18 protein-coding genes and 1 pseudogene are annotated in these 14350 nt (G+C 36.6%); 9 read left to right on the top strand and 10 right to left on the bottom strand.

Annotation, left to right across the window (positions count from 1 at the left end; all coding sequences use genetic code 11):
* Positions 1-11 precede the first annotated feature (11 nt).
* The 10 genes from AAGD70_RS03200 to AAGD70_RS03245 form a co-directional block, all read right to left on the bottom strand.
* Positions 12-383, bottom strand: coding sequence for a phage tail protein (locus AAGD70_RS03200; protein WP_065095214.1), 372 nt, complete (start codon positions 381-383; stop codon positions 12-14).
* A gap of 21 nt (positions 384-404) precedes the next feature.
* Positions 405-659 (bottom strand): phage tail protein, encoded by a 255-nt coding sequence (locus tag AAGD70_RS03205; protein WP_065094565.1) that lies wholly within the window; start codon positions 657-659, stop codon positions 405-407.
* Positions 659-3235 (bottom strand): phage tail tape measure protein, encoded by a 2577-nt coding sequence (locus AAGD70_RS03210; protein WP_065095308.1) that lies wholly within the window; start codon positions 3233-3235, stop codon positions 659-661. Before AAGD70_RS03210 ends, AAGD70_RS03205 begins: the two co-directional genes overlap by 1 nt.
* A gap of 109 nt (positions 3236-3344) precedes the next feature.
* Positions 3345-3602, bottom strand: a complete 258-nt coding sequence (locus AAGD70_RS03215; RefSeq protein WP_065094563.1) for a phage tail assembly protein — start codon at positions 3600-3602, stop codon at positions 3345-3347.
* 92 nt (positions 3603-3694) lie between these two features.
* The gene (locus AAGD70_RS03220) at positions 3695-3967 is read right to left on the bottom strand and encodes a type II toxin-antitoxin system RelE family toxin (protein WP_065094562.1); all 273 of its coding nucleotides are present in this window, start codon (positions 3965-3967) and stop codon (positions 3695-3697) included.
* On the bottom strand, positions 3951-4160 hold the full coding sequence (locus AAGD70_RS03225; RefSeq protein ID WP_245611063.1) for a hypothetical protein: 210 nt from the start codon (positions 4158-4160) through the stop codon (positions 3951-3953). The genes AAGD70_RS03220 and AAGD70_RS03225 overlap by 17 nt, the downstream gene beginning before the upstream one ends.
* A gap of 52 nt (positions 4161-4212) precedes the next feature.
* Positions 4213-4719 carry a phage major tail tube protein gene (locus tag AAGD70_RS03230; protein ID WP_065094561.1) on the bottom strand — a complete coding sequence of 169 codons (507 nt, stop codon included), beginning with the start codon at positions 4717-4719 and terminating at the stop codon, positions 4213-4215.
* A gap of 15 nt (positions 4720-4734) precedes the next feature.
* On the bottom strand, positions 4735-5883 hold the full coding sequence (locus AAGD70_RS03235; protein ID WP_065094560.1) for a phage tail sheath subtilisin-like domain-containing protein: 1149 nt from the start codon (positions 5881-5883) through the stop codon (positions 4735-4737).
* 54 nt (positions 5884-5937) lie between these two features.
* Positions 5938-6504: a hypothetical protein gene (locus AAGD70_RS03240; RefSeq protein ID WP_065094566.1), complete on the bottom strand. Its 567-nt coding sequence runs from the start codon at positions 6502-6504 to the stop codon at positions 5938-5940.
* Positions 6505-6526: 22 nt separating this feature from the next.
* Positions 6527-7741: a hypothetical protein gene (locus tag AAGD70_RS03245; protein WP_245611062.1), complete on the bottom strand. Its 1215-nt coding sequence runs from the start codon at positions 7739-7741 to the stop codon at positions 6527-6529.
* A gap of 41 nt (positions 7742-7782) precedes the next feature.
* Between AAGD70_RS03245 and AAGD70_RS03250 the strand changes: the two are divergent.
* From AAGD70_RS03250 to AAGD70_RS03290, 9 genes and pseudogenes are all read left to right on the top strand, one after another.
* Positions 7783-8119: pseudogene (locus AAGD70_RS03250) on the top strand (GPW/gp25 family protein).
* A gap of 2 nt (positions 8120-8121) precedes the next feature.
* Positions 8122-8922 (top strand): baseplate J/gp47 family protein, encoded by an 801-nt coding sequence (locus AAGD70_RS03255; RefSeq protein ID WP_065094559.1) that lies wholly within the window; start codon positions 8122-8124, stop codon positions 8920-8922.
* Positions 8922-10082: a phage tail protein gene (locus tag AAGD70_RS03260; RefSeq protein WP_065094558.1), complete on the top strand. Its 1161-nt coding sequence runs from the start codon at positions 8922-8924 to the stop codon at positions 10080-10082. Before AAGD70_RS03255 ends, AAGD70_RS03260 begins: the two co-directional genes overlap by 1 nt.
* A 184-nt stretch (positions 10083-10266) precedes the next feature.
* Positions 10267-11004 (top strand): ankyrin repeat domain-containing protein, encoded by a 738-nt coding sequence (locus tag AAGD70_RS03265; protein WP_065094557.1) that lies wholly within the window; start codon positions 10267-10269, stop codon positions 11002-11004.
* Positions 11005-11021: 17 nt separating this feature from the next.
* Complete coding sequence (locus AAGD70_RS03270) at positions 11022-11645, top strand: ankyrin repeat domain-containing protein (RefSeq protein ID WP_156517992.1); 624 nt, start codon at positions 11022-11024, stop codon at positions 11643-11645.
* A gap of 184 nt (positions 11646-11829) precedes the next feature.
* A complete protein-coding gene (locus AAGD70_RS03275; RefSeq protein WP_255356257.1) occupies positions 11830-11964 on the top strand; it encodes a hypothetical protein in 135 nt (44 codons plus the stop codon).
* Entirely contained in the window at positions 11961-12362 is a 402-nt protein-coding gene (locus AAGD70_RS03280) for an ankyrin repeat domain-containing protein (RefSeq protein ID WP_245611047.1), read from the top strand. The genes AAGD70_RS03275 and AAGD70_RS03280 overlap by 4 nt, the downstream gene beginning before the upstream one ends.
* A gap of 42 nt (positions 12363-12404) precedes the next feature.
* Entirely contained in the window at positions 12405-12839 is a 435-nt protein-coding gene (locus AAGD70_RS03285) for a DUF2924 domain-containing protein (protein WP_065094555.1), read from the top strand.
* A complete protein-coding gene (locus tag AAGD70_RS03290) occupies positions 12833-14329 on the top strand; it encodes a recombinase family protein (protein WP_065095307.1) in 1497 nt (498 codons plus the stop codon). The genes AAGD70_RS03285 and AAGD70_RS03290 overlap by 7 nt, the downstream gene beginning before the upstream one ends.
* The last annotated feature ends 21 nt before the right edge of the window (positions 14330-14350 follow it).

Below are 14350 nucleotides of genomic sequence, written 5' to 3' on the forward strand. Positions count from 1 at the left end.
AATGTAGTTGGTTAGTGAATATGTGTACCACTATAACTCTTTAAACTTAAACTAAATTCAACTTTTTTCGGCAGCCCACCAGGAAAAAAAGATATCTGTCTTTCCTCTAATTGTGTAATCACAAACTGTCCTAAAAAATTACCTAAACTATCTACTAAAGTGTGTGGGATCTGATCTTTTTCAGCTTCTTTCATATTCTTTAGTTGATTTAGCCCCTTAAGACTATTAAGGTAAATGGTTATTTCTAGCTCTATATTTTCTACTCCTTGTCCTATGTTTTGAAGTGACGGCATTACATCAATACATTCAATTACGCTCCAGCGATTCTTTTTGTTATACTTTAAACTTGTTGGAACAAACTTATATGGACCAAAAGATAACATTTTTATATTTTTCTCGTTGACTTACAAGACGGTATCTAAAACATTTCCCATGCCATCAACTAAAGTGCGGGGTATTTGATTTGCTTCTGCTTCTTTCATATTCTTTAATTCACTCAGATTATGAAGATAAATTGTTCCTTCTAAATCTATATTTTCTGCCCCTTGGCCAATATTCTGTAGTAATTGCTTGCCAATGCACTCAACCACACTCCAACGCTTCTCTTTGCTATACTTTAAACTCGTTGGGGAAATTTTATATGGACCAAGGGATAGCATCAGTAAATGGGATCTACCGTATCAAACATAACATCTCGTGACTTTTCTCTTATTCTTTTTATTATTTCATCTGCAAGACTACGAACATCTTGATTTGGCTCTGCTTTAATGCTGATAGTGTAATTATTAGTGATGTTCTGAGTTTTATTCATAGTTTTTTGTTTTTTATTTTCAAACTTACTTCTTGCAAAGTCTGCAAATATCTTATCATTATCGCTCTCTGTGGACTTTTTCTCCTCAATAAGGCTTTTGACTTTTATATTATTCTTTCTTCTCTCAGATATTTCTTTAATTATACTGTTATTCAACAAAGGATTTCCATTGCTGAGAATGCTGCTCTTAAGGGGAGTATGGACTGCTTTTATTTCAGTAATAATACTTTTTCTTTTTTCAAATTCTTTCAGCGGACTGTTTTCAAATACTTTTCCAAATATACTACCGACAGTATTTCCCAGCCATGAAAACATCTCTCCAATGGGTTTTATTATTGATTTTAAGTACTCCCAGATGCTAGAGAAAAAGTTCTTTACCTTTTGCCAGTTAGATATAACAAGTATCGCACCAGATGCAAGTAAGGCAATAATAGCCCCTATAGGGTTGCTCACAATTGCTGCTGTCAAAAATCTCACTCCTGCTGCTACTGCAGGTAGAGCTGATGATAGTAGAGGAAAAGCTTTTGTTGCTAAGCTCAAAGTTGTAGCTTTTAAAACACTCAGTCCAGTAATTACCGCTGGAATAGCATATGTCACTAATGATATTAGTGCAGGCTTCAGTACCCCATGCAAAACAACCGAGAAAGCGAGCATTCCACCTCTAACTAAATTCCATGCATAACCACCACTTACTACTAGAACTTTAAGACCTATTAGTGCTGCTATGGTACTCATTATTCCTGTAGTAATAACTGGAAACTTTTCTGCAAACCGAGCTATGGGGTTAGTTATCTCTCTTAAAAGACCACTTACCCACTTTAAAGGAGGTAGCATTACTGAGCCCAGGTTCATTCCTACCTCTGCTATCGCATTTCTAAGTAGTCTCAAATTATTTGCTGTAGTTGCTGTACGATTGTTAAACTCTTCTTGCATGGACTTTTCAAATTTTTTCTCGTCAGCTACATAAGCTATAGCCTCTTTAAAATTTTTTAGGCTTCCAACTAGCAATGCAATATCATCCTGATATTCCTGACCAAATAGCTTGAGAAGGATTTGCGAACGTTCCTGTTTATCTACCTTCTCCAGAGTTTCAAAAAAATAAAGTAGTGCATCTTGGCCGTTTTCGCTAATCCTTTGTGTCATCTCTTCTGCAGTGATTCCCATATCTTCCAATGCTGCTTTAAACTCTTTGCTCTGTCCCTCAGCGGTTTGAAGTTTACTAAGTAGAGCATTTATTGCAGTAGCAGCTTTTGCTGGTTGTTTACCTAAACTAATGAAGGCATTTACTAAACTACTTGTCTCCTTAATACCAAAGCCAAACTGTTTTGCAGTACCACCAACTATAGCTAACACTTGAACCATATCCTTTGCTTTAGCAGCAGTCTTGTCTGATAAGTGATTTATAATGTCACCCACCCATTCCATCCTGTCTACATCAATTCCATAAACATTGGCAAGTTTAGCTATAGAATCACCTGCCTGTTCTGCAGACATATCAAATGCTGTGGACATTTTAGCCACTGTTGTCGTAAACTTAATCAGATCATCTTTTTTAACACCAAGTTGTCCACCACTTGCAGCTATTTGTGCTAACTCAGCAGCCGATAGTGGTATCGTACGGGATAATTCCTTTAATTTCTGGCCAAATTCTGCGGCTCCTTGGTTATAAGCTGCATCATCCTCAGCAAATTTCACTACCTTCTTAACATCAGCCATAGCACTTTCAAAGTCAATCGCAACTTTAATTGGCGCTGCAAGCGTTAATGCAAGCCCAGCCGTCTCCAACATTTGTGATCTAAAGTACGCTTTTCTCCCCAAAAACATGTCCCGATCCTTGATGGCGGTACTCAACTTACTGTATTGACCTCTCAGCCTGTCTGCAGAAGCACCAAGTTTATGTTGATCCCTTATCAAGGACTGAACGTTCTTTCCACTTTTTCTTACTTCTTCACTGAATGCATGTAGAGTATTTCTCTTTTGTAAGTATGCTGCTTTTTCCTTCTTTACTTCTGCCCTAGCTTTATCAAACTCAGCTTTTAAAGTTTTGTCTTTCTTATGTTGTGAATAAGCTTTTTTTGCCTCTGTCGCTAACTTCCTAGCTTTGTCAAGAGCAGCCTTTGAAGTTTCGTCTTTTTTCTGTAAATAAGCTTCTTTCGCCTTTGCTACTGACGCCTTTGCTTTATCAAAAGCAGCCTTTAAAGGTGCTCCCGACAAGGACTCTAATTTCTTTTCCAATTTGTTCAAAGATACCTTAGCAGCTAGAGCTTCATGCTTTAATTCCTTAAATTTTGATACCGATTTCATCGATGTATCAAGTTGCCTTATTGTACCCCCAAGACGGGAAAGTTGAGCACTACTTCCTGCCATTGCGCTATTAAAGCTACCATCTAGTATTGCACCTATTTTTACTGATAATGTTGACATTTAAACTCTCCCGCAGCTTTGGTCCACAAAATAAATTCGTTTATTTCCATCTCAAGTACCTGCTCAATTCCGCCACCTATAACGGAACAGAGCATTAGTACATTTAGCCTTAAGTCCTTTGTGTAACCGATGGAAAAAAATCTTTCAACGCTTCCTGTATTTTCATGTAGTCTGCAAAATATAACTCCCAAATTGTTTCTTTTGTTACAGATGCTAGATTTGCTATTAATCCAACTTCTTTTTCAAAATCACTACTACCGGCACGTTCCATTGCAAGGCAGTCTCTTACTTTGACAGGTCTAAAAGTTAATTCCGAAACCTCAATTCCTTCTACTGTTATTGGGTTATCAAGTTTTACTGTTTTCATATTTTTCCTCCCTAAAAGTTAATTAAATAAAAGTCTATATCGGCTTTTATTTAACTAATTTTTTTATTATGATTATGGTGCTATAAACAGGATTAGCTTTGATAAGAATCTTTTCTGTGTTCAATTGAAGTAATAACTACTGTATGTTCTGGTACATCTACATAATAAAGTATACGATAGGTACTCACCCGTAGACTACGTTGTCCACTTAAGTTATGCTTTAATGGCTTTCCAAGTCCAATTGGATCAACTGTTAGACGCTCCATTATTGCCTTTTTAATCATTAACTTTACTTTTGCTGGAAGAGCCGGAATGTCTTTCTTTATAACAGATTCTGAATATTCTATATTATACCCAGAAGGCATCTTGATGTTTAACCCTCTTTTCTTTGTAGCGTTCGTCAGCAATCTTAGATAATTCCATATCTTCAATTTCTTCTTCCATTAACTCAGCTAATAGTTTTAAAACGGATTTGTTTTGAGATTGAGCTACACTAGTGAGTAAACTAGTCAACTGATCTTCAGAATTTACATGAGCTTTAGAATCCATAGCAGCCATATACCTACAACTTATTACATTTTAACATTTTTATGTGACTTTGTCAACTACATCAAATCCCTAAAATCGTTTGTAGCAAGGCCATCTGATCAACACCATTAATCTTGCGAATCATATTCTCAGCATCGATCTCTATTAATTCATTGCTACCTATAGTAAGTTTGTAATAATGCGCAGCTACGGTACACTTCAGTGTTGCTTTCTCAGCAGGTTTCCAACTGCCAAAATCAAACTCTTTAAATATTCCCCTAAGGTTGATAATTACTCCTTCAATATCATTGCTTCCACTGCCTTGTAATCCACCCTTTAGCGTCAGAGAAACCGAATTTCCATCTATGAGGCCAAACAGCCTAAAAAGTTCTGAATCATATTCTGCAAAAGTAAAATCAGCTTCAAGTTTCTCCATCCCCATATCAATATTTATTGGAATATCCATACCACCTGCACGATATTCTTCTGTTTTTATGGTAAGTTTTGGCAAGGTTACTTCATCTATTTTTCCTGCGTAACCCCTACCATCTACGAATACGTTAAAATTCTTTAAAATCTTCGGTAACATTTTCTTTTTCTCCCCTTACAGTATTTCACCATTGATCAAGTGTGATCTGAAAGTAATCTGTTCACCCGGATATGGTGGTGTAAACTCAAAGTCAAAATACACTTTGCCACTTGCAATATTTGCCTGTGTATTGAGCTCTGGAGTTTCATAACATCTTCCGCTAATAATCGCTCCTTGTGCTTTTAAACTTGCTAGGTAGGAATTAACACTCTCTATCACTTCATCTATATAAGTTTTGGTAATGTTTCGATCAACTGCCCATAAGTGAGCTCGCAGTAGACTATCATTGATTAGATCCGCTGTTCTCCTTATTGACAAAAAAGCCCATTTTGGATCGTTTGAACATGTCCTGTTTCCCCATAGTCTGTAGCCATTTTGATGAATTATCGTTGTTACTTCATTTTCATTTAAGTAATTTGCTCTACAACTTGCATCACCGAGCGTAAAATCAATAGCTCTACTTGTCCCAACAATACCGTTTATCTCTTTATTTGAGGGCGAATGCCAAAAGCCTTGTTCACTATCTACTTTGGCTATTAAACCGGCTACAAATGGACTTGGCGGTTTTTCCTCTCCTTCAAACACTCTAACCCAAGGATCAACGACGTAAACTCTGCTACTGCCTACACTTTTTCTCCATCTTATTGCTTCTTCATCATTGGTATTTGGACCATCTGCTACTATTATTGCTCTTAGCTTTTCTGCTATAGGAATTAAAGCGCTAACCACTGCAGCATTTTCAGGTAATTGATGAGTAAACTGAGGAGCAATTAGTATTCTTGGGGCAACATGAACTATACTTTCACTGCTGAGGAATGCTTGAATGCCCTCATATTCCCCAGTTTCTTCATCAACTCCTCCAATGATGTTTTTTAACGTTTCTTCTTCTTGATCAGCATCTTTAACTCGAATAACTACTACTGTTGCACCAACCTGGGAAAATATTCCATTTACTGCAGAAGGTAGCGTTCCACTTTTCCCAAGCTTTGCTGCCTCTTTTAAGCTTCCTGCGATTAATACTGGTTTATTCAATGGAAATTTTTGCTCGTCAGCATCAGGTGCAGTACCAATTACGCCAATTACCGATGATTTAGCTGTGCGTACTGTTCTTGCACCAGAGGTAATCTCAATAACATTTACCCCATGTAAAAACTGTTCTGTCATTTTTCTCCTTGTAATGTTGAATTTCGGAAAGTGGATAGAGAAAAGGTTTCTTTTTTAGCTTTCTAAAACCTTTTGCATTTTTTGTTTAAAATCGTTGAGACAATTCTGCAACTCTTCTTTATCTTTGATTTCCTTGATTTTCTTCTTGGCTAAATCTTCAAGCTCTTCACATTTGATTATTGCTTTTACTGCTTTTTTGGCTTTTTCCTGAATTATTCTTGCCATTTCAATAACCGGGATATCACGGACTTTTGCTAAAGGTTCTACGATTTCTGCATCTTTTTCATCTATGGATTCTGGTGCTGCTAAAATGTTCTCTGCGGCTTTCGCTTGTATTTCGTACGACTTAAGCTTCTGATGAGAAGCTCCTGCGTATTGGTGAGTATAGTTATTATAATAAAAACGCACACTATCAAGTGCAGAAAGTTTCGCAGTTTCCAGTAATTCCAGCTCAATATCCTCTTTACTCCGTTCAACAATTTTCCCTCCTTCTGTTAACCGATAACTCTTTTGCCAGTCAAAACTCTTTGGTGCTTCATACCAATCATTCCCTGTTGGCTTACTTTCAAGCGTTGTTGTTTCTACTTGTTTGTTATTTTCAAAATGAATATAAATTGGCATTGGTTTTCTCCGTTTTCTGGTATCAATTCCAGATTTTGTGGGTGGCATCTAATCCTGGACATTGCCAAGCCCTTAGTGTCCTCTCTACATCAACTTCAAGCCCTGCAGTTAAAAAGTTGTTACGTATGTTATAAATCCCCCACTGTATAAACTGACCATAGATATATACATCACCTGAAAGCATACCTTCACTAACTTTTGCGTTGGAATATAGATAAGATGATGTATAAAGTAACACTGCAACAGTTTTTCCTGCTGGAATTTCTACATTGCCAGATCCAGCAAATGCGCTAGTTGAACTCGTGTATTGGTAAACATTTTTCCATGTTATTCCTGAAACTCTTGATTTATTATAATTGGTATTATCAGGCGTTCCTACAAATGCTCCTGCTCCTTCATATCCTGAACTCCAATACGATGTACCAACAAAGTTTAATGTTCTTGTTATGTTACTATTTGTGGTGTTCTTTACAAACATTACTCCAAGTGCAGCATAGGGATATGCGTATATCCGACGACTACCAGGGAAACTTCTTGTATATAACTCTCCGTAAATAAATGTTCCTTTATTTCCCTCTACAAAACACAATTGTCTTGGCCGATAAAAACTAACGTAACTTGTATCGTATGTATGGCTACCCGCAAGTAATTGCAACATGTAATCGGTTTTTGTTATATCACCGCTCCATTGACCTAATTCAGTTGTGAAAGCTCCGTCACCATAGTAATTATTTTTTCTACTGAGCACACCAAATAAGAAAGGTAATGACCCTGGTTCAACCATATTTCTCTTTTTCACTTCTTTCATAATTGATGAACTGCTAGGCACATCATTGATGGAGTTGAATTTAGTTGTCAGTGTATTTAGTTTATCTTCCCTAGTTCTCATCTCCTTCATAATTGATGAACCATCTGGCACATCATTCACACCACGAAAATCTTCTACTAAACCTTTAAGACCATCTTTATGATTGTTGCTAATACTGTTTATTGCCGCAATATTCGCATCTTTTCTCGTGTCAAGTAGCGATACGTATGAATCTGATGACGCTTTTAAAGTATCCAAGGTTTTAGTTTTTAGCGTATTGATTTCATTTACAGACTCTGTCTTTGCTCCAGTTATTGCCGATATTGAATTTTCCTTATTGCTGTTTATCTCATTCAAGTGCGATCTTGCAGCGTTTAGGAGCTCTTTTAACTTCCCATCACAGGTGACTTGGTATCGTGTGGTTTTCATGTGATGGGTGATAGCAAAAATGTATTTGCAGGGTAAAAAAGATGCGTGGTATGAGTGCTACTAGTGGGAAGGAACTGGAAGGTTTAGATCATCTGAAACAATCTAATAATTAATATTTTGACCACTCCGGTTGCTAGTAGAGTTATGCGCAGGAAATATGGATCGAGGTTACTTGAATTAGTAGATAAGCCAGTAAATCGTGATTTTACGTTAGAAATTTATGCGGCAACAGCAGAAGCACTAGAAAAATGGGAAAAAAGATTCAAGTTAGAAAAAGTAAAAATCACAGAAGTAAAAGAAGGGAAAGTAACGCTTGATTTAGAAGGATTGTACTTGCCAAGTGGAAAAAATATTCGCTTTGACGGGGTTGTGGTATAAAGATGGAGCAGCCAAATATTATTGAACCACTGAACTTTGAAGAGATTTTTTCTCGGATGAAAGAAGAGTTAGTGAAGCGTGATGCAAGCTTTACAGCATTAGTAGAAAGTGACCCAGCGATGAAGGTATTAGAAGTCGCAGCATGGCGAGAACTTTTGCTCAGAGAAAGAATAAACGAAGCGGTAAAAAGTAATTTACTTAAGTTTGCGACGGGAAATGATCTTGATAATTTAGCTGAATTTTACGGAGTGGAAAGGGAGAACGGGGAAAAGGATGAACATTTTAGAAAAAGGATCAAGGCAAGAATAGTTGGCTCAAGCACAGGAGGAAGTAAAGAGCATTATAGGTTTCATGCACTCTCAGCAGATAGAAGAGTAAAGGACGCGCTGGTTGAATCAAAAGTGCCAGGGAGTGTAGAGATTTCGATTTTATCCACGGAGTTATCCACAAATAGCATAGCGTCTGAAGAACTACTTGATATTGTAAGAAAGCGAGTCACCAGGGATGATATAAGGGTATTGACAGATACGATAACAGTAGTTGGTTGCAATATTATTGAAATAAATATCCACAGCAGAATTAGCATTAAAAGACCAGATATTGTTGAAACAGTGAAGAAGAGATTTATAGAAAAATTTGAAACAACGAAAAGATTGGGATGGAGTGTAACAAGGGCGTGGATTATAGCAAATCTATTTATAGAAGGAGTGGAAAACGTGGAATTAATCGAGCCAAGAGAAGATGTTATGGTACTGGGGAATGAGTGTGCTGCCTTAAGAAGTTTAAATGTTGAGTTGAATTAATGCTATTACCGCCAAACGCAACAAAACAAGAAAAAGCGCTGGTTGATGCAATAGATTATAAAGTCGATCCTGGTTGCATAAGAGGGTTTAAATTCAGCCTAGAAGAAAAGATATTACCATGGATAGTAGAGGAATATGGTCTAGAAGAGATTCTGCATTGGGTAACAGACAAAAGAAAGGCGATAAAAGAAGGGATAAAATTTCAAAGACTGCGTGGCACACCAGAATCACTTAAAATAGCATTAAAATGGGCAAATATAGAAGATATTACGATCATTGAAGAGCCACCCGGTAAACACTTTTTTGAGTTGCAGGTAGGGATAAGAGATGTACCGAATGACTTCTTCGTAGATGCAGTAGTAGAACTAGCAAAACTATCATTGCCAGCAAGATCGAGGCTAATGAGGATTTTTAACGATTATTATAATGCGCAGAGATTTATATTGGATGAGAGTTTATTTGGAGATCTTCTTTCTGACTATTCAGGGGTAAAAATAGAAAAAGATGGACCAGTACTGTCATTTGGTCGGAAGAACGCATTTGAGCTAAAAATCTTAAATCCAAGTTTTAAGTTTAGTACTTTTCGTGTTCATTATGAGCAAGCATTAAGTAATGATCTGTATAGGCTAGATGTAGCAATACTTGGAGAAACCGAACCTCACACAAAGAATTATAACGGTATTTATGAAAGAAATCATGTGTGGTATAACTTCAAAGCGCTATATCCGCTACCACAGAGCTTATTACCGGCAATTAAGTTTGCGAAAGCGCAAGTTATATTATCGGATAGTTGGGATTTAGGAGACATAAATGCGTGCTTTCCAGTTAGTAGCGTAGAAGAAAGAGGAAATAAATTTGTATTGGGAAGTAGCAAACTATCTGAAGAACTGTGGAATTTAAAATACAAGCCAATTTTAGAAAGATTTTTTGCCGTTCACCACTATCAAGTAAAGAATTTCTCTACCCCCAAAATAATAAGATTTAGCGTAGCAGAACACTACATTCATTTTGAAAACGAATTGGATTCAAAGCAAAAGGATGCAATACAGGAGTTAGAAAATTACATTTTAGTGTTTTACCCAGGTGTACTAACATGGCACGAACATCGACATTTGAACAGAAGTTGGAAAAATAGCCAAGTAATATCTATAATAAGTTAAGTACTTATATTTATATCCTCATATATTATGTTAATAATAGGTTAAAGTGTATGAAATAAACAGAAAAAGACTTGCTTTTTCATGCCAAAACGCACATAACTTTAATAGTAGCAAGTAAACAAAAAAAATTGATCTTGCACTAAAGAGAGCCAAATTGGCGTATGTTTTTATAGTGAGGTATGTAATGAGATTTAGCAAGGAAAAGAGAGAAGCTTTTAATAAGTCATTTTATGAATTATTAGAGAACTCGTTTAAGAATATTAATGAAAAAGATGAAAAAGGGGAAACAGTATTGCACCATGCAGTAGAAATCTCCGATTGCAAAACAGTGAAGTTATTAATAACAAAAGGAGCGGACATCAATGCAAGAGATAAAAAGGGTTATACACCACTGCACTGCGCAGTATTTGCGAGAAGTTTAGAAAATGTAAAAGTGCTGATCAGGGGAGGAGGAGAAATAAATGCCACTAAATATATCAACGGATGTACGCCACTGCACTCTGCATGTAGGCTAGGGGCAGGAATTGCAATAATAAAAGAGCTAGTAAAAGCGGGAGCTGCAGTTAATCAACTGGATAAATATGGTGCAACACCAATGTATTATATATGGGAGAGTGAAAGGTATGGCCTATGGGATAATGGAGAGAATGAAAAGGCGAGGAAATTTCTGGGAAAGCAAGGTGGAATAACAAAAAGTAGAAAACTGACGTGCTATGGAATAGAGGGTCTAGTGGGAGAAATAGCAGATATGTTGGATAGGAGCTATTTACCTGAGTTAAAAATAATAGAGATAGAAGAAATAAGGAAGAGAGACAAATCATCAATAAAGAAAGAATGTCAAAATTTAGCAAGCAAGATAATGTGCAAAGTGAACGAAATGATTGATGAAGTGGTGGAGGCAGACTTAAGCAAGATGTGGTGAGAAGGGAGCTCAAAAAGATGAGCAAAGAGTTTGGTTGCGAAAATTTCAAAGGGAAAGTGAGGTATGTTATGTCAAGGAAAGAAGCAAGGAATGTTTTTGATAGGTTATTGAAAGCATTATCAGAAAACAGGTTTCAACAAATAAATGAAAAAGACGCAGCAGGTTGCACAATATTGCACCGAGCAGCACAGGTGTCAGAGCCAGAAGTAATAAAGTTATTAATAGAAAAAGGTGCAGGTACAAACGATAGAAACAATAGAGGCGAGACACCGTTGCACCTAGCAGCGTTTTTAGGAAGAAGAAAAAATGTGAAAGTGCTGATAGAAGGAGGAGCTACAGTAAATGCAAAATCAAACAATAAAGCAGTACCACTACACTTAGCCTGTTTAGCAAGAAGAATAGGAACAATAGAAGAGCTGATAAATGCAGGAGGAGATCTTGATACAGTAGATAAATTTGGATGTAGCCCACTAAACTATGCAAAAATTTACCCGAAAGTGACAAGTTATCTAGAAAAGAAGGGAGTGAATATGAGAGATGTAGAAGTGATGTATGGAGAAGCAAACAAGGCAATAGAGGAGGTAATGGAGAAACGAAACGTAAATGAATTACAACTGCAGGAGGTGGATTTAATAGATTAAGCATATAGATTTATATCTTAACATAATATGTGGAAAAAATGTGTAAATTTAGCAAAAAAAACTTGCTTTTTATGCCAAAATAGCACTAAGTGAAAAAGTAGCTAGTAAATAAACAAGATTTGCTAAGCGCTAAAGTGAGCCAAATTGGAGCCACTTTATATTACATTAATAGCTGAGGAACATTATGGTAAAATTTAATAAGAAAGAGAGAGAAGAGTTTAATAAGGCATGGAAAGAGGTATTAGATAACTCAATAGAAAATATTAATAAAAAAGACACAAAAGGAAGTACATTACGCGGTGGGAATCAAAAAAAGTGAGGTTATTAATCCAAAAAGGAGCAAATGTAAATGTGGCAGATGCGGGACAATATAGACCACTGCACTTAGCAGTCATGGGGCAATGTGTAGAAAACACAAAAGAGCTGATAAAGGCAGGAGCCGATGTAAACGCAGTGGAACGAAGTAGCAAATTTACCCCGTTACACCTGGCTTCCATGGTATCAGAGATAAAAATAGTAGAAGAGCTAGTGAAAGCCGGAGCAGGTGTAGAGCAAAAGGATGAGTTTGGCAAAACCCCGATAGATTATGCGAAAAATAATAAAGAGATAAAAGAAGTGTTAGAGAACGTAAAAATCGCAAATAAGCAGAGGGAGTTTATAGAAAGAACAAGGGAAAGTATGGCAGCAGGTGTAAAAGAAGAGCTTGTGGATCTATAGCGTTTAAAAATTCAGAAGTGCTGTGTTTGAAAAGGTGATTATATGGAAAAAAAAGTAGAAAAAGAGGTAAAATGTTTAGAGAAAAAAGCGTTGGAAGAGCTGAGGAAAATATGGAAAAAGGTATTTGGGGAAGAGGCACCGCAACATTCGAGGAAATATCTGATACCAAGATTAGCTTATAGAATGCAGGAGGAAGAATATGGAGAGATGTCAAGAAAAGGTGCCAAAAGACTAGAATACCTAGCAGATCGTCTAGAGAAGGGAAAAAGAATAAGTAGCGATAAACTGCCAGTAGAGGGAACAGAGTTGATACTAGAAAGAGGAGAAGAAGTCCACGTTGTAATGGTAACAAATACAGGTTTGATCTACAGAGAGGAGTTTTATACGTCGTTATCAGCAGTAGCAGGGAAAATAATGGGAATGAGCTACAATGGGCCACTCCTATTTGGAATGAGAGATAAGGAGAAAAAATGCTAAAAGAAGTAAGGTGCGCAATTTATACGAGAAAATCAAATGAAGACGGGCTAGAACAAAAGTTTAACAGTCTTGATGCGCAGCGAGTAGCATGTGAAAAATATATAAAGAGCAAAGAAGGCTGGGTAGCATTGGCAAGAAGGTATGACGATGGAGGCTTTTCAGGGAGTAATTTAAATAGACCGGCGATAAAGGAATTGTTTGAAGATGTAAAGGCAGGAGAAGTAGATTGTGTAGTAGTATATACGCTGGACAGGTTATCAAGGGAAACAAAAGACAGCATAGAAGTAACGTCATTTTTTAGAAGGCATAGAGTAAATTTTATAGCAGTAACACAAATATTTGACAATAATACGCCAATGGGAAAGTTTGTACAAACAGTGTTATCAGGAGCAGCGCAACTAGAAAGAGAAATGATAGTAGAGAGAGTAAAAAATAAAATAGCAACATCGAAAGAACAAGGGTTATGGATGGGAGGAACTTTGCCATTTGGGTATGATGTAAAAGATAAAGAATTAATAATAAATGAGAAAGAAGCAAAGGTGGTAAGGCATATATTTGAAAGACATTTGGTGCTGAAGTCAATGGCAGCATTGGCAAGAGAGTTAAACAGAGAAGGATATCGAACGAAATCAGATATCTTTAAAAAGGCAACGGTAAGGAGAATAATAACAAATCCAATATACATGGGAAAGATAAGACATTATGACAAACAGTATGAGGGAAAGCATGAGGCGATAATAGAAGGAGAAAAATGGCAAAAAGCGCAGGAATTGATAAGGAATCAACCATATAGAAAAGCAAAATATGAGGAAGCATTGCTTAGGGGAATAATTAAGTGCAAGAGCTGTAGTGTAAACATGACGCTGACGTATGCAAAAAAAGAGAATAAAAGGTACCGATATTATATATGTAATAACCATTTAAGAGGAAAGAATTGTGAATCAGTAAATCGAACAATAGTTGCTGGAGAAGTGGAAAAAGAAGTGATGAGGAAGACAGAGCAGCTATATGAAAATTGGGAAAAAAAAGTAGAAGAGTGGAAAAATTTAAGTTTTGGAAAACAGAAAGAAGTAGTGAAAAAGTTAATAAAAGGAGTAATGGTAAAAGAAGATGGAATAGAAGTGTGTTCGGAGGATAAGATAGAATTTGTGCCAATGAACTTAAAGAAGAAAGGAAACAAATGTACAGTAGTAGAACCTGAAGGGAAAACAAACAATGCGCTACTGAAAGCAGTGGTGAGAGCCCATCTGTGGAAACGGCAACTAGAAGAGGGAAAATATAGAAGTGTGAATGAGCTGAGTGCCAAAATTAATATAGGTACAAGACGTATACAGCAAATTTTAAGGTTAAATTATTTAGCACCAAAGATTAAGGAAGACATAATAAATGGGAGGCAGCCAAGAGGATTGAAGTTGGTTGAATTGAGGGAAATACCAATGCTGTGGAGTGAGCAGCTTGAGAAATTTTATAAGTTGGCATGGGAGTGTTAAAAATCACATTCTTTTGGACGT

The sequence above is a fragment of the Wolbachia endosymbiont (group A) of Nomada flava genome, assembly GCF_964027055.1.
GTDB lineage: Bacteria > Pseudomonadota > Alphaproteobacteria > Rickettsiales > Anaplasmataceae > Wolbachia > Wolbachia pipientis.